The organism is Janibacter sp. GS2, from assembly GCF_051200835.1.
In the GTDB taxonomy this organism is placed as follows: Bacteria; Actinomycetota; Actinomycetes; order Actinomycetales; family Dermatophilaceae; genus Janibacter.
This window is the reverse complement of the sequence record NZ_CP195161.1, coordinates 3,031,085-3,053,352: the sequence shown is the minus strand read 5'-3', so window position 1 is coordinate 3,053,352 and position 22,268 is coordinate 3,031,085. Positions and strand designations below refer to the sequence as shown.

General features: G+C 71.5%; 21 protein-coding genes. 10 read left to right on the top strand and 11 right to left on the bottom strand.

Annotation, left to right across the window (positions count from 1 at the left end):
* Window positions 1–128: 128 nt before the first annotated feature.
* The 5 genes from ACR9E9_RS14795 to ACR9E9_RS14775 form a co-directional block, all read right to left on the bottom strand.
* A complete protein-coding gene (locus tag ACR9E9_RS14795) occupies window positions 129–2,651 on the bottom strand; it encodes a DUF4153 domain-containing protein (RefSeq protein ID WP_435199776.1) in 2,523 nt (840 codons plus the stop codon).
* Entirely contained in the window at window positions 2,648–3,352 is a 705-nt protein-coding gene (locus ACR9E9_RS14790) for a response regulator transcription factor (RefSeq protein WP_435199774.1), read from the bottom strand. Before ACR9E9_RS14790 ends, ACR9E9_RS14795 begins: the two co-directional genes overlap by 4 nt.
* A 189-nt stretch (window positions 3,353–3,541) precedes the next feature.
* Entirely contained in the window at window positions 3,542–5,014 is a 1,473-nt protein-coding gene (locus ACR9E9_RS14785) for a VWA domain-containing protein (protein ID WP_435199772.1), read from the bottom strand.
* A complete protein-coding gene (locus tag ACR9E9_RS14780; protein ID WP_435199770.1) occupies window positions 5,001–5,909 on the bottom strand; it encodes an AAA family ATPase in 909 nt (302 codons plus the stop codon). Before ACR9E9_RS14780 ends, ACR9E9_RS14785 begins: the two co-directional genes overlap by 14 nt.
* Window positions 5,910–5,956: 47 nt before the next feature.
* Window positions 5,957–6,391 (bottom strand): MerR family transcriptional regulator, encoded by a 435-nt coding sequence (locus ACR9E9_RS14775; RefSeq protein ID WP_435199768.1) that lies wholly within the window; start codon window positions 6,389–6,391, stop codon window positions 5,957–5,959.
* An 85-nt stretch (window positions 6,392–6,476) separates the two neighbouring features.
* On the opposite strand from ACR9E9_RS14775, the gene ACR9E9_RS14770 reads away from it, so the two are divergent.
* Together ACR9E9_RS14770 and ACR9E9_RS14765 are read left to right on the top strand one after the other, a co-directional pair.
* On the top strand, window positions 6,477–7,673 hold the full coding sequence (locus tag ACR9E9_RS14770) for an acyl-CoA dehydrogenase family protein (protein ID WP_435203669.1): 1,197 nt from the start codon (window positions 6,477–6,479) through the stop codon (window positions 7,671–7,673).
* Window positions 7,674–7,725: 52 nt separating this feature from the next.
* Complete coding sequence (locus ACR9E9_RS14765) at window positions 7,726–9,288, top strand: acyl-CoA carboxylase subunit beta (RefSeq protein ID WP_435199766.1); 1,563 nt, start codon at window positions 7,726–7,728, stop codon at window positions 9,286–9,288.
* On the opposite strand, the gene ACR9E9_RS14760 is transcribed toward ACR9E9_RS14765, so the two are convergent.
* Window positions 9,228–9,932: a Maf family protein gene (locus tag ACR9E9_RS14760; RefSeq protein WP_435199764.1), complete on the bottom strand. Its 705-nt coding sequence runs from the start codon at window positions 9,930–9,932 to the stop codon at window positions 9,228–9,230. The two genes, ACR9E9_RS14765 and ACR9E9_RS14760, sit on opposite strands and share 61 nt — an antisense overlap.
* Before the next feature lie 53 nt (window positions 9,933–9,985).
* Here ACR9E9_RS14760 and ACR9E9_RS14755 point away from each other — a divergent pair, with 53 nt between their 5' ends.
* Complete coding sequence (locus ACR9E9_RS14755) at window positions 9,986–11,257, top strand: lipase family protein (protein WP_435199762.1); 1,272 nt, start codon at window positions 9,986–9,988, stop codon at window positions 11,255–11,257.
* Between the two features lie 8 nt (window positions 11,258–11,265).
* On the opposite strand, the gene ACR9E9_RS14750 is transcribed toward ACR9E9_RS14755, so the two are convergent.
* Window positions 11,266–12,993, bottom strand: coding sequence for a DUF885 domain-containing protein (locus ACR9E9_RS14750; RefSeq protein WP_435199760.1), 1,728 nt, complete (start codon window positions 12,991–12,993; stop codon window positions 11,266–11,268).
* A 65-nt stretch (window positions 12,994–13,058) separates the two neighbouring features.
* Here ACR9E9_RS14750 and ACR9E9_RS14745 point away from each other — a divergent pair, with 65 nt between their 5' ends.
* Window positions 13,059–13,589: a ribonuclease H family protein gene (locus ACR9E9_RS14745; RefSeq protein ID WP_435199758.1), complete on the top strand. Its 531-nt coding sequence runs from the start codon at window positions 13,059–13,061 to the stop codon at window positions 13,587–13,589.
* A gap of 3 nt (window positions 13,590–13,592) precedes the next feature.
* Here ACR9E9_RS14745 and ACR9E9_RS14740 read toward each other — a convergent pair whose 3' ends face one another.
* From ACR9E9_RS14740 to ACR9E9_RS14730, 3 genes are all read right to left on the bottom strand, one after another.
* Window positions 13,593–14,246 (bottom strand): MOSC domain-containing protein, encoded by a 654-nt coding sequence (locus ACR9E9_RS14740; protein ID WP_435199756.1) that lies wholly within the window; start codon window positions 14,244–14,246, stop codon window positions 13,593–13,595.
* A 193-nt stretch (window positions 14,247–14,439) separates the two neighbouring features.
* Window positions 14,440–14,712 (bottom strand): acyl-CoA carboxylase subunit epsilon, encoded by a 273-nt coding sequence (locus ACR9E9_RS14735; protein ID WP_435199754.1) that lies wholly within the window; start codon window positions 14,710–14,712, stop codon window positions 14,440–14,442.
* Complete coding sequence (locus ACR9E9_RS14730; protein WP_435199752.1) at window positions 14,709–16,349, bottom strand: acyl-CoA carboxylase subunit beta; 1,641 nt, start codon at window positions 16,347–16,349, stop codon at window positions 14,709–14,711. The genes ACR9E9_RS14735 and ACR9E9_RS14730 overlap by 4 nt, the downstream gene beginning before the upstream one ends.
* A 24-nt stretch (window positions 16,350–16,373) precedes the next feature.
* Between ACR9E9_RS14730 and ACR9E9_RS14725 the strand changes: the two genes are divergently transcribed.
* The 4 genes from ACR9E9_RS14725 to ACR9E9_RS14710 are packed head-to-tail and all read left to right on the top strand — an operon-like array spanning window position 16,374 to window position 19,942.
* Entirely contained in the window at window positions 16,374–17,156 is a 783-nt protein-coding gene (locus ACR9E9_RS14725; protein ID WP_435199750.1) for a biotin--[acetyl-CoA-carboxylase] ligase, read from the top strand.
* Between the two features lie 22 nt (window positions 17,157–17,178).
* The gene (locus ACR9E9_RS14720) at window positions 17,179–18,252 is read left to right on the top strand and encodes an adenylate/guanylate cyclase domain-containing protein (protein WP_435199748.1); all 1,074 of its coding nucleotides are present in this window, start codon (window positions 17,179–17,181) and stop codon (window positions 18,250–18,252) included.
* Window positions 18,253–18,275: 23 nt separating this feature from the next.
* Window positions 18,276–18,944: a response regulator transcription factor gene (locus tag ACR9E9_RS14715; protein WP_435199746.1), complete on the top strand. Its 669-nt coding sequence runs from the start codon at window positions 18,276–18,278 to the stop codon at window positions 18,942–18,944.
* Window positions 18,941–19,942 carry a sensor histidine kinase gene (locus ACR9E9_RS14710; RefSeq protein WP_435199744.1) on the top strand — a complete coding sequence of 334 codons (1,002 nt, stop codon included), beginning with the start codon at window positions 18,941–18,943 and terminating at the stop codon, window positions 19,940–19,942. Before ACR9E9_RS14715 ends, ACR9E9_RS14710 begins: the two co-directional genes overlap by 4 nt.
* A gap of 16 nt (window positions 19,943–19,958) precedes the next feature.
* Here the strand turns inward: ACR9E9_RS14710 and ACR9E9_RS14705 are convergent, their stop codons facing one another.
* Window positions 19,959–20,498: a GtrA family protein gene (locus ACR9E9_RS14705; protein WP_435199742.1), complete on the bottom strand. Its 540-nt coding sequence runs from the start codon at window positions 20,496–20,498 to the stop codon at window positions 19,959–19,961.
* A 58-nt stretch (window positions 20,499–20,556) separates the two neighbouring features.
* On the opposite strand from ACR9E9_RS14705, the gene ACR9E9_RS14700 reads away from it, so the two are divergent.
* The gene (locus ACR9E9_RS14700; protein WP_435199740.1) at window positions 20,557–21,729 is read left to right on the top strand and encodes a 5-(carboxyamino)imidazole ribonucleotide synthase; all 1,173 of its coding nucleotides are present in this window, start codon (window positions 20,557–20,559) and stop codon (window positions 21,727–21,729) included.
* Window positions 21,729–22,268, top strand: a complete 540-nt coding sequence (purE, locus tag ACR9E9_RS14695; protein ID WP_435199738.1) for a 5-(carboxyamino)imidazole ribonucleotide mutase — start codon at window positions 21,729–21,731, stop codon at window positions 22,266–22,268. The genes ACR9E9_RS14700 and purE overlap by 1 nt, the downstream gene beginning before the upstream one ends.

Genomic DNA, 22,268 nt, shown 5'->3' with positions numbered 1-22,268 from the left:
AGGAGTTGCGGGCCGGATCGTGAGCCCGCTCTGCCTGACGATACGAACTACTGCAGGCAGCACTTCGTATCGTCAGCAGCAGCTCGAGGTGCGGCTGACGATACGAACTGCGGCTGACCCCCCTTCGCTCAGCGGGAGGTCAGGGCGCACCGGTCCGGCAGCGCGTACTGGCTGCGAATGGTCTCGGCGCGCTCCCGGGCGAGGTTCCACCCGGCGAACGAGTCGTCCCCGTCCCTGCCGGACGTGTCCTGAGCGAGGATGCAGGCCCTGGTCACGCGCGGCAGCGTGCTCGCGTGGATCGTGGGGACCGCGTCATCGGGCAGGGACGCGAGGTAGACCTCGTCGAGCCGGCTGGTCTCCTCCCACCGGTCGATGTTGCGCTCGGCGACCCAGGCGCTCGAGTTGCCCACGGACCACAGGATCGTCATCAGGGCGGCGCTCACGAGCACGGTCCGCCCGAGCCAGCGCCGGGTCGGGGTGAAGAGCGAGACGAGCACCGCGACCACCACGAGCCCCAACCAGATCTCGAAGAGGTCGACGCCCACCCGCAGCGTCGTGTACCCGAAGGCCTCCTGGTAGAGCGCCATCCGACGCAGGGCGGAGCCGACGACGAGCAGGGTGAGCAGGCACAGGATCGCGCCCATGACCTGCATCGAGCGGCGATCGCGCCCGGTCACCGCCCGACCCCAGGAGCGCACACCGCCGATGAGCAGGAGCACGAGCGCCGTGGCGAGCGTCAGCTGCCCGAAGCCCTGGCGGGCGGACTCGGCATAGGTGACCCCGGTGGTGCGCAGGACGTAGTCGTGTCCGCCGAACATCGCCGCTGCCTGGGCTGCGATGAAGACGATGAAGACGCCGATGACGACACCGAGGGGGATCTGCCACTCCCGCACCGGGATGCGCGCCGAGGTGAGGTCGGTGGGCCGCAGCCGGTCGACCTCCGGGGGATTGATCGAGAGGTACAGGCCCGCGAGGGTCACCCCGGCGAAGAAGACGAGCGTGAAGACCCGGAAGACCACCATGTCGCCGATGTCGGGGACGATCTGCGCGGCCCAGGTGCCGAGCACGGCATCGGCGGAGGCGAGCAGTCCGCCGAAGACGAGCAGAAGGGCCAGGCTCACCGCTGCCGTGCGCAGGACCGACCACGCCGCGCCCCGCCGGGCGAGCGCCCGGATGGTGCGGTCGAGCAACGGGATCCCCCGAAGCGCCGAGGCCGGCCACGCCACGACCGCGGCAGCGATCCCGGTCACCGTCCGAGCGTCCGTGCAGGAGGTCGCCGCGAGGACTCCGGCCATGGCGACGGCACCGAAGCTGACGGCCTCGTCGTCGCGGAGCACCGTCGTCGCGGCGAGGGGCAGGGCGAGCGTCGCGGCGGACCACGACCACGACGTGGCGCGGCGGGGCGAGGCCCACCAGATCGCGGCGCCGCCGCAGGCGAGGACGACGAGCAGCCCGAGGCCGATGGCGTGGTCGGGCAGGAGGGTCGCGGCGACGAGTCCCACCCCGAGGGCCGCGAGAAGCAGTCGTGGCCGGGGGGTGGTGGCGCGCTCCGGCCACCACCGTGCGAGCGGGGACGAAGGGGGTGCAGCTGCGGGAGTGGGGGACGAAGGGGGCGTGACGGCGGCCAGGGGGCCGGGGGCGGGGGAGGCCTGCTCCGGCGGGGAGAGTGGCAGGCTCATCTGCAGCCGGGCTCCCGTACCGGTCGGGCCGAGCGCCCGGATCGTGCCGCCGTGCATGGCGGCGACCCACCCGGCGATGGCCAGACCGAGGCCGGTCCCGCCCCCTTCGTCGCCGCCGGGGCCGAAGCGATGGAAGAGGCGGTCCGCGTGCTCGGGGGACAGCCCCGGCCCCTCGTCGGCAACGGTGAGCCACCAGCGACCGGAGTCGCTGCCGGCGGTCATCGTGACCGTGCCGCCGTCGGGGCTGTGGCGCACGGCGTTGTCGAGGAGGTTGGCGGTGATCTGGGCCAGCCGGGCGCGGTCGCCGGTCACGGTGAGGTCGGGGGGCACGACGTCGGCGACGAGCGAGACCTCTCGCCCCTGGAGGGCCGCCTCGGCCACGGCCTCGTCGAGGAGGTCCTGCACGACGACCCGACTCAGCGCGAGCGGGATGCCCCGGCCGTCCGGGCGAGAGAGATCGAGCAGGTCGGCGACGAGGGAGCCGAGGCGCTCGGACTGCGCGAGGGCAGCGCGCAGGGCGCGGTCGTCCGGGGCGATGACGCCGTCGACGAGGTTCTCCAGCAGCGCCTGCTGGGCGCTCAGGGGAGTGCGCAGCTCGTGGGCGACGGTCGCGACGAGCCGGCGGCGGTGGTCCTCGCCCTCCTCGAGCTCCCTGGACATCGTGGTGAAGGCGCGGGCCAGCGTCCCGACCTCGTCGCGCCCGGTCGTCGTGATGCGCGCGCGGTAGTCACCGTGCGCCATCCGGTCGGCCGCCTCGGTCATCTGGCGAAGGGGGGTGGTCATGCCCGAGGAGAGCCACCGGGTGACGACGAGCGCGACGGCGATCGTCGCGGGGAGCCCGAGCCAGAGCGGGACACCGGCGTCCGTGCCGACGGTGCCGACGACGGCAGCGACGAGGACGCTCGCGCCGACGAGGACCGCGAGCCGGACGCGGATGGAGGTCAGCTCGAGGAGCGGCTCGGTGCGACTCATCGCTCGGCGACGTCGTCGAGCGCGTAGCCGACGCCGTGGACGGTGCGGATCCGGTGGGCCCCGACCTTGGCCCGCAAGGACTTCATGTGGCTGTCGAGGGTGCGACTGCTGTCGTCCCAGCCCCAGAGGTCGGCGGTGATCCGTTCGCGGCGCAGCACCGCTCCGGGTTCGCGGACGAGGAGAGCGAGGACGTCGAACTCGGTGGGGGTGAGGTGCACCGGGTGCCCGTCGACCGTGCACCGGCGGGTGCGTGCATCGAGACCCAGGCCGCAGTGCGCGAGGACCTCGCCCTCGCCCTCGTGCAGCTGGGAGGCGCGCTCGACCCGCCGCAGCAGGGCGCGGACCCGGGCGACGACCTCGCGCATCCGGAAGGGCTTGGTGAGGTAGTCGTCGGCGCCGACACCAAGGCCCACGAGGACGTCGCTCTCCTCGTCGCGGGCGGTGAGCATGAGCACGGGCACGGGACGCTCCGCCTGGATGCGCCGGCAGACCTCGAGGCCGTCGAAGCCCGGCAGCATCCGGTCCAGCAGCACGACCTCGGGGCGGTGCTCGGTGAAGGCCGCGACCGCGGCCGGCCCGTCGTGCGCCCGCACCACGGCGAAGCCCTCCGCCTCGAAGCGGTCGGCCAGTGCCTGGTTGATCGTCGGGTCGTCCTCGACGACGAGGATGCGAGGTGGTGGTGGGGTCGCGGTGCCGGTCATGGACTCAATCTAGGCAGCCCGCCCGGGGGATCTCCGGTGGGCGATCTGGAGATCCTCTGGAGATCCGGCCGGGCACGACGAGGTGTGGCCGGCCACCCTTCGTGTGGTCAGCCACACCACGAGCCGCTGCTGGCGATACCAGCTGTGGCCAGCCACCTTTCGTGGGCGGCGGTGGCGGGCGAAGGGGGATCAGGTGACGGGGAGTCGGGAGATGAACTGCCGAAGCTGGTCGATGTTGCGCACCTCGTGCATGTCGACGACCTCGGCGTAGCGTCCGGCGACGGAGTCTCCCGTGTCCCACATGCGCACCGGCTCGGGGTTGAGCCAGGCGGCGTGCTTGGCGCGGGCGACGAGCTCGCGCAGAGCGGCCACCTGCGGGTCGGTGCCGTTGGTGCGGGCGTCCCCGAGGATGAGGACGCTCGAGCGCGGACCGATGGCGTCGACGTGGTGCTCGAGGGCGTCGACGAAGGCCGAGCCGTAGTCACTCGACCCGTGCCAGCGGGTCATCGTTGCCTCCCGTGAGACGCGCTCGCTGATGTCCTCGCCGACCTGGGACTGGCGCACCAGCTCGGTGATGTCGTCGCACACGTTGACGAAGCCGATGAAGCGCACCCGCCGGAAGACCCCCGCGAGCGACTGCAGCAACATCATCGTGAACCGCGAGAAACCCGCCACCGACCCCGACATGTCGCACAGCAGGACGATGTCCGCGCGGCTGCGGTGCCGTCTCTTGTAGGCAGGTCGCACGGGGACCCCGCCGGTCGACATCGCGGCGCGCAGCGTGCGCCGGATGTCGATCGCGCCGCGGGCATGACGGCGCTGCCGGGCGGCGAGTCGGGCCGCGAGCTTGCGCGAGAGGGGGGCGATGACGGCCTGCAGCTGCGCTGCCTCGGTCGTGTCGGTGAGCAGGAAGTCCTTGCGCTCCAGCGGGTCCCGCACGCCGTAGCGGGCGATGCGGTCCCGGCCGCGGACCTCTGCGTTGCGCCGGGCGGCCTCGGTCTCGATCCGCCGGCGGAAGGCACCGACCCGGCTGCGGATCTCGTCCCGGTCGAAGCGATCGCTCAGCTGCTCGGGCCGCCACGCGCCACCTCCACCGGAGGCCCCGCCGGACCCGGAGCCGGAGCCCCCCGAGCCCTCCCCGGACCCACCGGTGACATCGCCGGCGTCCCGGGCCCGGTGCAGGGCGGCGGCGATCGCGGTCTGCGGGGCGAGTCGATCGATGGCCTGGTTGGCGGACCAGCTGCCGGACGTGGACTCGTTCGACAGGCGCCCGAGCTCGCCGAGGGTGCGGGAGGCCAGTCGCTCGAGCGCCTCGTCGTCCCCGCGGGCGAGGGCCTCGACGAGCTCCTCGCGGAGGGCGCGGGCCCGCTCGCGGGCGCCCACCACGTCCGTCGGCTCCGGGTCGTCCGGCTGACCGGTCCGCCCGCCGACGGCGGCGGGGAAGTGGATGTCGAAGAGCTGGTCGAAGAGCGCCCGGTCGGCCGAGCGCCGCATCATCGCCGCGGCCGTCCCGGCGCGCAGCCGCTCGCGGTCCTCCAGCCCGAGCACCCGCGCCACGGCAGCGGCGTCGGTGACCTCCGAGGTGCCCACGCTCACGCCGTGCCGGCGCAGCGACCGGCCGAGCTCGACCAGTCGCCCACCCAGGGCGTCAGGCGAGGGCACGGCCCAGGTCCAGCTTCTGGTCGGTCAGCTCGATGTCCTCCTTGTGCTTGAGGACGACGCCGAGGGTCGAGCGCACGAGCTCCGGGTCGAGGTCGCCGTCGGCGCCGAGGCTGAGCAGGGTTCGCGCCCAGTCGATCGTCTCCGCGACGGACGGGGACTTGCGCAGGCGCATCTCGCGCATGGCCCCGACGAGCCGGACGATCGAGCCGGCCAGCGCGTCGTCGAGGTCCGGCACGGTCAGGGCGACGATCTCCTGCTCGAGCTGGGCCTCCGGGTAGTCGATGTGCAGGTAGAGGCAGCGGCGGCGCAGGGCCTCGGACAGCTCGCGGGTGGCATTGGAGGTCAGGACGACGAAGGGGGTCTGTGCCGCCCGGATCGTGCCGAGCTCGGGCACCGTCACCTGGAAGTCGGAGAGCACCTCGAGCAGCAGTCCCTCGATCTCGACGTCCGCCTTGTCGAGCTCGTCGATGAGCAGCACGGTCGGGTGCTCGTTGCGGATCGCGGTGAGCAGCGGCCGGGAGAGGAGGAACTCGTCGGTGAAGATGTCCTCCTTGACCGACGTCCAGTCGGCCTCGTCGGCCCCCTTCGTGTCGTGGTGCGCCCCGGCGGCGGTGATCCGCAGCAGCTGCTTGGCGTGGTTCCACTCGTAGAGCGCCCGGGCCTCGTCGACGCCCTCGTAGCACTGCAGCCGGATCAGCTCACCGTCCGTCGCCGAGGCGACCGCCGCACTGAGCGCGGTCTTGCCGACACCCGCCGGGCCCTCGACGAGCAGGGGCTTGCCGAGCTGGTCGGCCAGGAAGACCGTCGTGGCGATCGCGTCGGAGGCGAGATACCCGTGGGCGGCCAGCCGCGCTCGGACGTCGTCGACGGAGGTGAAGCGCGGGGTGTGGGCCATGGTCGCAGTCTGCCGGACCGCGGCCCGCGCCCCGACCGTGGGTGGCGTCACCCGGCGTGGTCGCGAAGCTCCTCGCGGCACCTGCGCTCGAAGCCGTCCAGCTCGGCGAGGGCCTCGTCGAGATCACGACGGCGTTGCTCCAGGTCCGCCCGCCGCTCGCCGATCTGCGCGAGCACGTACGTCAGCTGGCTGCGGCGCCCGCGCGGGGCGTCGTAGAGGTTGATGATCGTGGCGATCTCGTCGAGGGGGAAGCCGAGGCGCTTGCCGCGCAGCACCAGGGCCAGCCGGGTGCGGTCGCGCCGGTGGAAGATCCGGGTCGTGCCCTGCCGCTCGGGGGAGATCAGCCCGATGTCCTCGTAGTGGCGCACGGTGCGGGCGGTGACGCCGAACTCGTCCGCGACCTCCCGGATGCTCCACGTGCGCTCGCCCTCGTCGGGCACACGGGCATCCGCAGCGCTCGCCCCCTTCGTCCGGCTTGTCATGACCGCGATCATGCTTTACGTTGACGTCAACGTCAAGCAACGGCGCTGGGTCGGTTCCCCCGACGGGCGCAAGGAAAGGCCGGGCATGTTCGAGCTCTCGCAGGACCACGAGGACTTCCGCGCCAGCGTGCGCGACTTTGCGGAGAAGGAGGTCGAGCCGCACGTCGCCCAGTGGGACAAGGACCACCACCTCCCGCTCGAGGTCGTCACGCGGATGGGCCAGCTCGGCCTCTTCGGGCTCGTCGTCCCCGAGGCCTACGGCGGCTCGGCGGAGACGGTGGACGGCGTCGTGCAGAGCGACTTCACCGCCCTGTGCGTGGCCATCGAGGAGCTCGGCCGCGTCGACCAGTCGATCGGCATCACGCTCTCCGCGGGCGTCGGTCTGGGCATCAACCCGATCCTCACCTACGGCAGCGACGCGCAGCGCGAGACCTGGCTGCCGGACCTCGTCGCCGGCAAGAAGCTCGCCGGCTTCGGTCTGACCGAGCCCGATGCCGGGTCCGACGCCGGTGGCACCCGCACCACCGCCAAGCGCGACGGCGACGACTGGGTCATCGACGGCGCCAAGTCCTTCATCACCAACTCCGGCACCGACATCACCTCGCTCGTCACCGTCACCGCCCGCACCGGGACGAGCGACGAGGGTCGTCCGCAGATCTCCGCGATCATCGTCCCGAGCGGCACGCCCGGCTTCACCGTCGAGGCGCCCAACGACAAGCTCGGCTGGAACATCTCCGACACCCACGGCCTGAGCTTCTCGGGCTGCCGTGTCCCGGCGGACCACCTCGTCGGCGACGAGGGCCAGGGCTTCCGCCAGTTCCTCAAGACCCTCGACGACGGCCGGATCGCCATCGCCGCGCTCGCGACGGGCCTGACCCAGCGCATGCTCGAGCTCGCCACGGAGTACGCCAACACCCGCACCTCCTTCGGGCGGCCCATCGGCGCCAACCAGGGCATCTCCTTCCAGGTCGCCGACCTGGCCGTCATGGCCGAGACCTCGCGCGTGCTCACCTACAAGGCCGCGTGGCTCAAGGACGAGGCCGACCGCGGCCGCCGCTCCGCCAAGGAGGTCGCCAAGGCCGCCTCGATCGCCAAGCTCTACACCTCCGAGGCCGCCGTGAGCGCGACCCGCATCGCGACGCAGGTCTTCGGCGGCAACGGCTTCATGGAGGAGTACCCGGTGGCGCGCTTCTACCGTGATGCGAAGATCCTCGAGATCGGCGAGGGCACCTCGGAGGTCCAGCGCATGGTCATCGCCCGGCACCTCGGTCTGCCGGCATGAGGAGCGACGGCGCCGCCCTGAGGCGCGTTGAAGGACCACGAAGGGGAGCATCATGACCAGTTATCCGTTGGACCCCAAGGTCGAGGACGTCCGTCGGCGCCTGCGGGAGGCGCGCGCCGCCTCCGAGCGACCGTCGGAGAAGGCTGCTGCCAAGCTCGAGGCGCAGAACAAGCTCTACGTCCGTGACCGGATCGCCCTGCTGGTCGACGAGGGTTCCTTCGTCGAGGACGGGAGGTACGCCAACGCACTGGCCCGGGGTCTGCCCGCCGACGGTGTCGTCACCGGCCGCGCCCTCGTCGACGAGCGACCGGTGATCATCATCGCCAACGACCCGACGGTCAAGGCCGGCTCGTGGGGCGCGCGCACGGTGGAGAAGATCGTCCGCTCGACCGAGACCGCGCTGCGCGAGGAGCTGCCGGTCTTCTGGCTCGTCGACTCGGCGGGCGCGCGGATCACCGACCAGGTCGAGATGTTCCCCGGTCGCCGCGGCGCCGGCCACATCTTCCACAACCAGGTCGCCCTCTCGGGCAAGGTCCCGCAGATCTGCTGCCTCTTCGGCCCCAGCGCCGCGGGCGGCGCCTACATCCCCTCCTTCACCGACCTCGTGATCATGGTCGAGGGCAATGCCTCGATGTACCTGGGCAGCCCGCGCATGGCGGAGATGGTCGTGGGGGAGAAGGTCTCGCTCGACGAGATGGGCGGCGCGCGGATGCACTGCACCGTCAGTGGTGTCGGTGACGTCCTCGTCGCCGACGACACCGAGGCGATCGAGACCGCCCGGTTGTGGCTGAGCTACCTCCCGCTCAACTGGCGCAGCGAGCTCCCGTCGTACGCGCCGGAGGCGCCGTCCGCCGAGCTGACGGCCGCGACCATCCCGGAGCGCGAGTCCCAGCCCTTCGACGTCCACGAGGTCATCGACGGACTCGTCGACGACGACTCCTTCTTCGAGGTCAAGGCCCTCTTCGCTCCCGAGCTCGTCGTCGGCCTCGGCCGGATGGCGGGCGAGACCGTCGGCATCGTCGCCAACAACTCGATGGCCAAGGGTGGGGTGCTCTTCACCGACAGCGCCGACAAGGCCGCGCGCTTCATCTGGCTGTGCGATGCCTACTCGATCCCGCTGGTCTACCTGGCCGACGTGCCGGGCTTCATGATCGGCTCCGAGGTCGAGCGCGGCGGCATCATCCGTCACGGCGCGAAGATGGTCTCCGCCGTGGCGTCGGCGACCGTCCCCCAGTTCTGCGTCGTCGTCCGCAAGGCCTACGGTGCGGGGCTCTACGCCATGGGCGGTCCCGGTTTCGCCCCCGATGCGACGATCGCGCTGCCGACGGCACGCATCGCCGTCATGGGGCCGGAGGCGGCGGTCAACGCCGTCTACGCCAACACGATCGCCCAGGTGCTCGCCGACGAGGGGGAGGCCGCGCGCGACGAGTTCATCGCGGCCAAGCGTGCCGAGTACGAGGAGGACGTCGACCTCGAGCGACTGGCTGCCGACCTGGTCCTCGACCAGGTCATCGAGCCGGAGGAGCTGCGTGACGAGCTCCTCACCCGCCTGCGTCACGCCCGTGGGCGGGAGCGGACCTTCTCGACCCGGCGACGGGGCATCCCGCCGGTGTGATCCGTCGTGGTGGCCAGGTCCCACCACGCGACACCGAGGTCGGCCACCAGTCGCCGCAGCAGCGGCAGGCACAACCCGATGACGGTGCTCGGGTGCCCTTCGATCGACTCGACGAAGGGAGCGCCCAGCCCGTCGAGGGTGAAGGCACCGGCGACGTGGAGCGGTTCGTCGGTGTCGAGATAGCCGTCGAGCTCGGCGTCGTCCAGGTCGGCGAAGTGGACCGTTGCGCTCGCCGGGGACCCGACGGAGCGCCCGGTCGCCAGGTCGATGAGTGAGTGGCCGGTGTGGAGCACGCCGCTCCTGCCGCGCAGCTCCTCCTGCCAGCGGCGGCGGGCCACCTCTCGGGTGCCCGGCTTGCCGTGGACCCGGTTCCCGACCTCGAGCACCGAGTCACACGCAAGGACAAGTCGTGCCTCACCCGGGTCGGCGTCATCGCGTCCCAGGCCCGCGTGCACGGCTGCCCCCTTCGCCTCGGCGAGGAGCTGGGCCAGGCCTGCGGCGGAGAGGTCGGGGTCGGCGGAGCGCGCCGCGGCCTCGACCGCGGACTCGTCGACCTCACTGACGATGACCCGCGGGTCGATGCCCGCGGCCTGCAGGAGAGCGCGACGGGCGGGGGAGGCGGAGGCGAGAAGGAGTGAGTGCACCACCACATCCTCTCGCCTCGCCGAACTACTGACCATTCGGTAACTTGTGCCCCATGATCTCGATCTCCACGCGTGCCCTCGCCGCCTCGGCCCTGAGCGTGGCGGTCGCGCTGCCGCTCGCCGGTCAGGCCAGCGCCGGCCCCGATGACACTCCCGGTACCGCCGGCGCGCAGACGCTGACGAACACCCCGGAGCCGGAACGTCCGGCCTTCTACGAGCCGCCGGCCACCATCCCGAGCACGCCGGGCACGATCATCCGCACGGAACGGGCTCCCTTCCTCCTCGACCCGCTGGACCTGTCGTCCACGGCCGTGACCGCGACCCGGGTCATGTACTCCTCGACCGACTCCGACGGCACGCCGATCGCCGTGACCGGGACGGTCTTCGTCCCGAAGGCGAACTACCTCGGCCGGTCCGAGCGTCCCCTGATCTCCTACGCCGCGGGCACCCAGGGCATGGGCGACAGGTGCGCCCCCTCCCAGCAGATGGAGAACCTCGTCGAGTACGAGGGCATCGGCATCGCCCGCACCGTCGGCCGCGGGTATGCCGTCGGCGTCACCGACTACCAGGGGCTCGGCACCCCCGGCACGCACACCTACATGGTGCGGGAGGCCCAGGGCCGCGCGACGCTCGACATGGCCCGCGCCGCGAAGAACCTCAAGGCCAGCGGCCTGACCAACACCAACCCGGTGGGCCTCATGGGCTACTCCCAAGGGGGTGGCGCGGCGGCGTCGGCGGCCGAGCTCGCCAGCAGCTATGCGCCGGACCTGAACATCAAGGGCTCGGCCATCGGGGCCCCGCCGGCAGACCTGGGCAAGGTCGGGGCGAACATCGACAGCGGCCTCTACATGGCCTTCGCGACCTTTGCTCTGCTCGGCGTGGCACAGGCCGAGCACATCGACCCGAGCACCTACCTCAACGAGGACGGCAAGGACCTGGTCTCGACGGTCGAGAACGCCTGTGTGTTCAACCTCCTCGACTACTCGTTCAAGGACTCGAGCACCTATACGGCGAGCGGCAAGAGCCTGTCGTCACTGCTCTCCGAGGAGCCCTTCACGTCGGCGATCGAGGAGCAGCGGATCGGCAAACGGACCCCGAGCGCCCCGGTCGTCATCAACCACGCGATCGGGGACGATGTCATCCCCTACGCGGTCGGCAAGCAGCTGGGCAGCGACTGGTGCGACAAGAACGCACGGGTGAGCTTCAACGCCGGGCTGGTCCCGACCCACGTCGGTGGATTCGTACCGCACGTCGAGAAGTCGATGTACTTCTTCGAGAAGCGCTTCGCGGGCAGGAACCGGGCGAGCAGCTGCTGGCGTCTGTGAGTTGACGCTCATCGCGGCTCGAGGATGGCGTCGCGCAGGGTGTCCAGCCCGACCGAGCCGACATCGAGAGCCCGCCGGTGGAAGGCCCGCAGGTCGAAGGCCTCGCCCTCACGTCGCGCGGTCTCCTCGCGCAGCTGCAGCCAGAGGCGCTCGCCGAGCTTGTAGCTCGGCGCCTGCCCCGGCCAGCCGAGGTAGCGGTCGAGCTCGAAGCGCAGGAAGCCCTCGTCCATGTTGGCGTGCGCGGAGAGGAAGGCCCACGCCTTGTCGTAGTCCCACGCGCCGCCACCGACCTCCGCCGGTGCCTCGAAACCGCAGTGGACCCCGATGTCGAGGACGACGCGGGCCGCACGCAGCGACTGCCCGTCGAGCAGGCCCATCCGCTCGCCCGGGTCGTCCATGTGCCCGAGCTCGGCCATGAGCCACTCGGCGTACAACGCCCAGCCCTCGCCGTGCCCGGAGGTCCACGAGGCGAGGCGGCGCCACCGGTTGAGCAGCTCCTTGCGGTAGATCGTCTGGCCGACCTGGAGGTGGTGGCCCGGGACGCCCTCGTGGTACACGGTCGTCAGCTCGCGCCACGTGCCGAACTCGCTGACCCCCTTCGGCACGGACCACCACATGCGGCCGGGGCGGGAGAAGTCGTCGCTCGGGCCGGTGTAGTAGATGCCGCCGGTCTGCGTCGGGGCGATGCGGCACTCGATGGTGCGCACCGGCTCGGGGATGTCCATGTGGGCATCGAGCAGCTCGATCGCCTCATCGGCCTTGGTCTGCATCCACGCGCGCAGAGCCTCGGTCCCGTGCAGCTGGTAGCGCGGGTCGGCGTCGAGGGCGGCGATGGCCTCCTCGACGCTGGCGCCGGGCGCGATGCGTTCGGCCACGGACTCCATCTCCGCGGTGATCCGGGCCAGCTCCTCCTGACCCCAGGCGTAGGTCTCCTCGAGATCGATCTCCGCGCCGAGGAAGACCCGCGAGTAGAGGCGGTAGTTCTCCCGGCCGCACGCATCGGCCTCGGGGGCCTTCTCCCGCAAGGGCTGCAGACGCGTGGCGAGGTCGCGGTAACCAGTGGCGGCGGACTCGACCGCCGTCCGCAGCTCGGTGGTCAGGGTCTCGGGCAGTGGGGTGCCGTCGTCGAGTGCCGCCCCCGAGAGGAATGCGGCGAAGTACCCGTCCGGGGAGGTGAGGTCGGCGCACTGCTCGATGCACCGCTCGTACTGACGAAGGGGGGCGATGTCCCCCTTCGTCGCGGCGGCGGTCAGTGACTGCGTCCACTGCTCCAGGGCACGTGGCACCTTGGCCATGCGGGTGGCGATCGTGGCCCAGTCCTCCTGCGTGGCCGTGGGCATGATGTCGAAGACATCCCGCACCGACTGCATCGGGGAGGCGATGACATTGATCTCGCGCAGGTCGAGCCCGGCCTGGTGGATCTCCTCGGCGAGGCCGAGCCGCTCGCGCATCGCCGAGAGGGTGACGCGGTCGACGTCGTCGACCGGGACCGCGGCATCGAGTGCGGCCAGCGTCTCCTGACGCAGGCGGGACCCGGCGGCGAGGCCGTCGGGGGAGAGGTCGTCGAGGTCCTCGTCGTGGCCGGGGATGCCCAGATACGTGGCCCCGATCGGGGACAACGCGACTTCGGCATCGAAGTGGGTCTCGGCGATGCGGTCGATCGCGGTCTGCGGGCGGCTCTGCTCGGTGGTCACATCCCGGACGTTACCCACGACCGGGCCACGACGGGCGACCATGAGCGGATGAGTCGGTGTCTGGTACACCTGCCTCAGTCCGCCCACGCAACCCACGGAGTGCCTGCATGACGATCACCGCCGCCGCAGACGGATCTGCCCTCGGCAACCCCGGACCCGCCGGCTGGGGGTGGTACATCGACGACGAGCGGTGGGACTGCGGGGGCTGGGCCCACGGCACGAACAACATGGGCGAGCTCATGGCCGTCCTCGACCTGCTGCAGCAGACCGCGCACCTCGACGAGGAGCTCCACGTCATCTGCGACAGCAAGTACGTCATCAACTCGATCACCACGTGGATGCCGGGTTGGAAGCGCAAGGGCTGGCGCAAGAAGGACGGCAAGCCGGTCCTCAACGTCGAGATCATGCAGGCGCTCGATGCGGCGATGGCCGGGCGGGCCGTCACCTTCGAGTGGGTGAAGGGCCACGCGGGCCACGAGCTCAACGAGGAGGCCGACCGACTCGCGACGAGCGCGGCCGCAGCGTGGCAGCAGGGGAGCGCTCCCACCCCCGGCCCGGGGATCCCCGGCGCCCGCCGGGAGCATCCCGCGGCCGCGGCGAGCCCGACCGACGGACCCGATCCGCTCTCGCTCTTCTGAGGCTCACCCGAGGCGGGCGAGCAGCTCCTCGCGTCGGGCACCGGTGAGGACGCCGGAGTCGATCACCGCCCGCGCGGCATCGCGGTCGCCGGTGAAGGCACGCAGCAGACGGGGGATGTCCACCCCGGACCCGGACCGCTGCACGCTGATGCGGTTCCCGGCCCGGATCTCGCCGGGCTCGATGACCTGCAGGTAGGCGCCGGTGCGGCCGTGCGCGGTGAAGCGCTTGACCCAACCCCTCTCGCCCAGACGGTCGGCGAAGGTCGCACACGGGATCCGCGGTCCGCGCACCTCGAGCACGGACGTGCCCACCACCCAGATGTCGCCCACCTCTGCCGCGTCGACGTCGAGATCGATCGTGGTGAGGTTCTCACCGAACATCCCGTGGGTCAGGTCCCGACCGAGCGTGCGTCCCCACTCGTCGAGCTCCTCGCGGGCGAACGCGTAGACCGCTTGGTCCGAGCCGCCGTGGTGACGACCGTCGCCCACGTGGTCACCGTCCACCCCGGACACCCCGGCGCCGTCGACGACACGCTTCGGTCCCGGGTCGGCGACACTGATGACGTCGACCGACTGCTTGTGAATGCCCGTGGGACGCCCCGCAGGGATGCGTTGCCGGAGCGGGCGACCGATGTTGACGGACAGGATGCTGGGCATGCCCGCAGGATAGGGCGACCGTCCCGACTCCCGTCACCGAGGCCACCCGCAGGCCCTTCTCGTGCCTCCGGTCCTGGTGCATCCTGCGAACCACGGCGCACGGCATGCACCAGGACCGGAGGTGCCGCAAACCCCTCTTGGCCCGCGCTGAGTGCGGGCCAAGAGGGGCGTCAGAAGGTCGTGTCCGCCGGGGTCAGCGGGGGAGTGCGGAGGCGCGCCAACCACCCCGGGAGGGGTGTACGGCCGAGCGCACGAGGCGCTCGCGAGAGGCCCAGCGCGAAGGGGGCCCCGCCGGCTCCTCGTCCTCGTCACCCAGCCCGGAGAGGACCGCGACGAGCGCGGCGACCTGCTCCGCAGAGGCGTCACCGAGGACCTCGATGCGCGGGCCTGCCGGGCCTTCCGAGCCGTCCGGGACGGTGGCCTCCTGCTCGGCCCCGCCGTCCGTGTGCTCGCCGAGGGCGCTCACAGCGGGATGTTCCCGTGCTTCTTCGGCGGGAGCGTCTCCCGCTTGGTCTGCAGGGCCCGCAGCGCCTTGCTGACGTTCATGCGGGTGTTGCTCGGGGTGATGACCGTGTCGATGTACCCGCGCTCGGCAGCGATGTAGGGGTTGGCCAGCGCATCCTCGTAGGCGGTGATGAACTCCTGGCGTGCCTCCTCGACGTCCCGGCCCTCGTCCTCGGCGGCCTTGAGCTGCTTGCGGTAGAGGATGTTGACGGCGCCCTGCGCGCCCATGACCGCGATCTGGGCGGTCGGCCACGCGAGGTTGATGTCCGCGCCGAGGTGCTTGGAACCCATGACGTCGTACGCGCCGCCGTAGGCCTTGCGGGTGATGACGGTCACGAGCGGGACGGTGGCCTCGGCGTAGGCGTAGATCAACTTGGCGCCGCGGCGGATGATGCCGTTCCACTCCTGGTCCGTGCCGGGAAGGAAGCCCGGCACGTCCACGAGGGTCAGCACCGGGACGTTGAAGGCATCGCAGGTGCGCACGAAGCGGGCGGCCTTCTCGGAGGCACCGATGTCGAGCGTCCCGGCGAACTGCATCGGGTTGTTCGCGACGATGCCGACCGAGCGACCCTCCACCCGGGCGAAGCCGCAGATCATGTTCGGGGAGAAGAGGGGGTGCACCTCGAGGAAGTCGCCGTCGTCGACGATGGTCTCGATGACCTGCTTCATGTCGTACGGCATGTTCGGCGAGTCGGGGATGATCGTGTCGAGCACCTTGTCGGTGTCGTTGACCGCGAGGTCCAGCTCGTCGCCGAAGCGGGGCGCGTCCTCGAGGTTGTTGCTCGGCAGGTAGCCGAGCAGCGCCTTGACGTAGTCGATCGCGTCGTCCTCGTCGGTCGCCATGTAGTGCGCGACACCGGACTTGGTGTTGTGCGAGCGGGCGCCACCGAGGTCCTCGAACTCCACGTCCTCGCCCGTGACGGTCTTGATGACGTCGGGGCCGGTGATGAACATGTGTGAGGTCTGGTCGACCATGATCGTGAAGTCGGTGACGGCGGGGGAGTAGACGGCGCCGCCGGCGCAGGGGCCCATGATCAGTGAGATCTGCGGGATGACACCCGAGGCGTGCACATTGCGCTTGAAGATCTCGCCGTACAGGCCGAGCGAGACGACGCCCTCCTGGATGCGGGCGCCGCCGGAGTCGTTGAGACCGACGACCGGGCACCCGATCTTCATCGCGAAGTCCATGACCTTGGTGATCTTCTCGCCGAAGACCTCACCGAGGGAGCCGCCGAAGACGGTGAAGTCCTGGGCGAAGACCGCCACTTGGCGACCGTCGACCGTCCCGTACCCGGTGACGACGCCGTCGCCGTAGGGCCGGTTGGCCTCCTGCCCGAAGGCGGTCGACCGGTGCCGCGCGTACTTGTCCATCTCGACGAAGCTCCCCTCGTCGAGGAGGAGATCGAGGCGCTCGCGTGCGGTCTTCTTGCCGCGGCCGTGCTGCTTCTCGATGGCGCGATCGGATCCGGCGTGGGCGACCTCGGCCACGCGACGCTTGAGGTCGGCGAGCTTGCCGGCCGTCGTGTGGATGTCGATGTCAGCGGGAACGTCTGTGCCGCCGATCGCCTGAGAGTCGGTGGTCTCGGTGCTCTGGGACATGGTGCGCAGCCTAGCCTTCATGGTGTGCCCGATCCGATCGATGTCCAACGACTGACCGCCGTGCTGCCCCCGGACCACGGGTGGGGGGCGATCGTGCACCTCGACGAGGTCGGGTCGACCAACACCGAGGCGACCCGCCGGGGCATCCTCTGGTCCCCGGTGCTCGCCGAGCACCAGAACGCCGGTCGCGGACGGCTCGATCGTGCCTGGGAGGACCGGCCCGGCGCCGGGTTGGCGATGTCCGTCGTCGTGCCGCACGTCACCCCGCCGGGATGGCTGCCGCTCGTGGCCGGCCTCGCCGTGCGCTCGGCCCTGGCCGACGAAGGGGTGGACGCCGCGCTCAAGTGGCCCAACGACGTCCTCCTGCCGGGCGACGGTGATCGCAAGGTCTGCGGCATCCTCTGCCAGGCCGTCCCCTCCGTGGGGGTCGTGGTCGGGATCGGGATCAACGTCACGCAGGAGCGCGGTGACCTGCCCGTGGCGACGGCCACCTCCCTTCGCCTCGTCGGTGCCGAGACCGACCGGACGGTCCTCGCCGGTGCCGTGCTCGCCCACCTGCGACGGTGGCACACCGCGATCTCGGCGGGCGGCCTCGAGGCCGAGAGCGTCCGTCGGGCCTACGCGCGCGCCTGCTCGACGCTCGGACGGCGGATCGTGGTGCACCGCCCCGATGGCACCCGCGAGGAGGTCGAGACCACCGGGATGGACCCCGACGGCCGCCTCCGTGTGAGCGGACCCCACGGCTCGGCTACCGTGGCCGCGGGTGACGTGCAGCACATCCGGCTGCCCGGTGCGCCCCCGCACTGACCGAACCGACCCAGGAGGTGCCATGCCCGGTTCCGCAGCCCCTGGGCACCCCGCCCCCCGGGAGCCGGAGGTGCCGGAGGACGGCAGCCCGGAGGTCTTCGAGCGCGCGCTCCTGGGGCGGCCCGCCTCGATGGGTCGACGGGAGGTCTCCCGCGGCGCCGGGGTCTCGGTCCGCTCCGCACGCAAGTTCTGGCACGCCCTGGGCTTCCCGGTGGTGCACGAGGGCGATGCGATGTTCACCGAGGCGGACCTCGAGGCGCTCGCCGGGGTGGCCCGGCTGGTGCGTGAGGACGAGGTGCCCGAGGAGTTCGCCCTGGCGATGACCCGGGCCTTCGCGCGGACCATGGACCGGCTCGCGGCCTGGCAGGCCCAGCTCGTCGTGGAGGAGATCTCCCGACAGCGACACGGCGACGACGAACCCACGGTGGAGGAGGCCGTCGGGGACTCGGAGGCGGCCGCGGCCTGGTTGTCCTCGCTCACCGACGAGGTCGAGCCGCTGCTGGTCTACGTGTGGCGGCGTCAGCTGACGGCAACGATCCAGCGGATGCTCAGCCTCGAGGACGAGGCGGGCAGCACGAGCATCATCGGCTTCGCCGACCTGGTGAACTTCACCTCCGTGGTGCGTCGGGTCACCGAGCGCGAGCTGGCGCAGATGGTGCAGCGCTTCGAGGACCTGTGCACCGACATCGTCACCGCCCACGGCGGTCGCGTCGTCAAGACCGTGGGTGACGAGGTGCTCTTCCAGACCGTCGACGTGGCCCCCGGCGCGGCGATCGCGCTCGACCTGGTCGAGGCGATGTCCGAGGACGATCTGCTGCCGGCGGCGCGGATCGGCATGGCCCACGGGCCGGTGGTCCGGCGCCTCGGTGACGTCTTCGGCACGACGGTCAACCGGGCCAGCCGGCTGACCTCCGTCGCGCCCCCCGGCGGCGTGTACGTCGACGACGCACTGACCCGGCTCCTGGAGCCACTCAGCGGATTCGCCACCGTTCCGACCCGTCGGCGCTCGCTGCGAGGCATCGGCGAGGTCGTCCCCAGTCGACTGGTCCGCGTCACCGGTGTGCGGCGCTCTGCGGATGTCACCGCGCATGTCTGAGGCTCAGTTCCTATGATCCGACCATGACCCGAGTGCTGCTGGCCGAGGACGACACCGCCATCTCCGACCCCTTGGCGCGGGCACTCGTGCGGGAGGGGTACGACGTGAGCATCCACGCGGACGGGCGGGAGGCGCTCGACTCCGCGCTGGGCACGCCGCCCGACCTGCTCGTCCTCGACCTCGGCCTGCCGACACTCGACGGGCTCGAGGTCTGTCGACGTCTGCGGGCCACCGGCTCCGACGTGCCGGTCCTCGTCCTCACGGCCCGCGCCGACGAGGTCGACACCGTCGTCGGGCTCGACGCGGGCGCCGACGACTACGTCACCAAACCCTTCCGTCTCGCGGAGCTCATGGCCCGCGTGCGCGCGCTGCTGCGTCGCCGCTCCGACGAGGCCCTCGAGCCGAGTGGCCCGGTGCGCATCGACCTCGACAGCCGCCGGGTGTGGTTCCACGGCGAGGAGCTGCCGCTGACCGCCAAGGAGTTCTCCGTGCTCAGCGTCCTCGTGCGCGAACGCGGTCGGGTCGTCACCCGCGAGCAGCTGATGGGCGAGGTCTGGGAGACCGAGTGGTACGGCTCGACGAAGGCCCTCGACATGCACATCTCCGTGCTCCGCCGCAAGCTCGGTGATGATGTCGCGGACCCGCGGCACATCGCGACCGTCCGCGGAGTCGGGTTCCGCTTCGACTCGTGACCTACGGCGCGCAGGTGCGTCGACTGCTCATCGGGACGGCCGTCGGCGTCGGAGCGGTCACCGCCCTCGTCCTCGGGCTGGTCATCCTCGTGACGGGCTCCGACGCCACGACGGCGCTCGGTCTCGACCTGTTCGCATGGGCCCTCGTCGCCCCCGCCCTCGGGGTGGGAGCCGGTGCCGGCGCCGGGATGGCGCTGCTGCGGCTCCTCGAGCGTCGCCGAGCACGCGGGCAGACCTTCCTCACCGAGCAGATCGGGGCCATCCGCGAAGGGGGCGGCGCCCTGCCCCGGTCCACCGTCGGTGTGAGCGACATCGACGCCGCCACGGAGGCGATCGCCCACCTCGCCGGCGAGCTGGCGCGTCAGCGGGCCATGGACCGCGATTTCGCCGCGGACGCCTCGCACCAGCTGCGGACCCCACTGACCGCCCTGCTGATGCGCCTGGAGGAGATCGCGCAGACCGACGACCTCGCCGTCATCCGGGACGAGGCCGAGGTCGCCGTGACCCAGGTCGAGCGCCTCAGCGGCGTCGTCGACACCCTCCGGTCGCGGACGAATGACGGCAGTGAGGTCCCCGAGATCTCTCTCGACTCGGTCCTCGCGTCCCTCCAGCGGGAGTACCAACCGGCCTTCACCGGGGCTCGCCGCAGCATGCGGGTGGACGGCCCGCCGGGGCTGGCGGTGCGCTGCGCTCCGCTCGACCTGGCACAGATCCTGCAGACACTCATCGAGAACTCCCTCACCCACGGCGACGGGCGCGTGACGATCTCGATGCGTGGCTCGATCGGGTCGGTGGTCCTCGAGGTCCAGGACGAGGGGGAGGGGATCCCCACCATCATCGCTCCGCACATCTTCGAGCGCTCGGTGACCTCGAGCGGTTCGGGACTCGGGTTGGGGCTCGCCCGCCAGCTGGCCGAGCGCAATGGTGGACGCCTGGAGCTCGTGCAGGCCCAGCCGGCGACCTTCGCGGTCTTCCTCTCCGGCCCGGGCCGGCGCTGACCCTTGGGCTGGTCCGTCAGGGAGTGGTGGAGGGGGCGTCGGGGTGCAGCGGCGAGGTGTCGACGTCCATGGGCTCGTTCGCGAAGACGAACCGCCGGTAGGCCCAGAAACGAAACAGCGTGCCCAGCCCGATGCCGATGATCGTGGCGACGTTGTCCGCCAGCCGGGTCGTGAGGTCGAGACCGTAGTGGGAGATCACGAGGCAGAGGGTCGAGATGGCCAGGGCCAGCCCGTTGACGAGGAAGAACAACGTCACCTCGTGGTGGGCCGGACGCGAGCGTCGGTGCCGGAAGGTCCAGCTGCGGTTGCCGAACCACGCGAAGAGGGTGGCGGCGACGCCGCTGAGGACCCGGGCCGTGGTGACCTTGCCCTCGAGCACGGTGTGGGTCAGCAGGTTCATCCCACCGAGGTCGATGATGAAGGAGACCGCGCCGATGAGGCCGAACTTGGCCATCTCGTGCCAGATCGTGTCGACGAGGCGCCCGACGCGCCCACGACGCCGGCCGTCGACAGCACGGTCGGCGTCCTCGGGCGACGTCTGGGTCGAGTCCGGCATCTACCGCAGGGTAATCGCGGGAGGGGTGATTGTGGACATCGTCGATAGGGTGCGCATCGTGTCGATTCCTCATCGTGCCCCTGGAGGCTTTCCCGTCGTCGGCGTCATCGGCGGCGGCCAGCTCGCGCGCATGTGCGCCGGACCCGCTGCGGAGCTGGGCGTGACCCTCTCCGTGCTCGCCGAGGGGCCGGATGCCAGCGCTGCACTCGTCGTGCCCTCGTCCCCGGTCGGGGAGTACACCGATGTCGAGACCGTGCGGGCCTTCGCGCGGGAGTGTGACGTGGTCACCTTCGACCACGAGCACGTGCCGGCCGAGGTGCTCGAGGCGCTCGTCGCGGACGGCGTGGCCGTGCGGCCCGGACCCGTCGCCCTGCTGCACGCCCAGGACAAGCTCGTGATGCGCGAGGCGCTCACCGCCGCCGGCGTCCCGTGCCCGCGGTGGACGTCGGCGACGACCGCAGCCGAGGTCGCGGCCTTCGCCTCGCAGGTCGGCTGGCCGGTGGTCGCCAAGACCCCTCGGGGTGGGTACGACGGGAAGGGGGTCCTCGTCGCCGAGCGCGCCGAGGACCTCGAGTCGTGGCTCGCCACCGCCGCGGACCGGGGCGAACCGCTGCTGCTGGAGGAGTCCGTCCCCTTCGTCCGCGAGCTCGCCGTCCTCCTCGCCCGCAGCCCCTCCGGGCAGGCCGCCGCGTGGCCCGTGGTCGAGACGGTCCAGACCGAGGGCATCTGCACCGAGGTCATCGCCCCGGCTCCCGGTCTCGGCGAGGACGCCGCCCGCAGGGCCACCGCGATCGGCCTGGACATCGCCGCCGCGCTCGAGGTCACCGGGGTCATGGCCGTCGAGCTCTTCGAGCTCGAGGACGGCTCGGTCCTCGTCAACGAGCTGGCGATGCGCCCGCACAACTCGGGTCACTGGAGCATGGACGGGTCGGTGACCGGGCAGTTCGAGCAGCACCTGCGCGCGGTCCTCGACCTGCCGCTCGGTTCCCCCCGGCCGCGCGCACCGTGGACGGTCATGGGAAATGTCCTCGGCGGGGAGCACCCCGACCTCTATCCGACCTACCGGCACGTCATGGCCCGCGACCCGGAGCTGAAGGTGCACCTCTACGGCAAGGGGGTGCGCCCCGGGCGCAAGATCGGTCACGTCAACGTCAGCGGCGAGGACCTGACCGACCTGCGTGAGCGCGCTCGCCATGCGGCCGACTACATCGAGGGAGCGATCTCGCAGTGATGGGCACGAGTGACAGCGATGAGGGCGAGGGGATCCGCGTCGGACTCGTCATGGGCAGCGACAGCGACTGGCCGACGATGGAGGCCGCCGCGGAGGTGCTCGACGAGCTCGGGGTGACCCTCGAGGTCGATGTGGTCTCGGCGCACCGGATGCCGACCGAGATGATCGCGTACGGCCGCGAGGCCGAGGGGCGCGGGCTGCGGGTGATCATCGCCGGAGCGGGCGGAGCGGCGCACCTCCCGGGGATGCTCGCGTCGGTGACCACGCTGCCGGTCATCGGTGTCCCGGTGCCGCTGAAGCACCTCGACGGGATGGACTCACTGCTGTCGATCGTCCAGATGCCGGCCGGTATCCCGGTCGCGACGATGGCCGTCGGGGGAGCCCGCAATGCCGGTCTCATGGCCGCGCGCATCCTCGGCGCCGGTGACGGGGAGGAGGCCGCGCGGTTGCGTCGGGCCCTTGCCGACTTCGCTGCGGATCTCTCGGCTCAGGCGCAGGCGAAGGGGGAGCGGCTGCGCCAGCGTCGGTCCGCCGGGTAG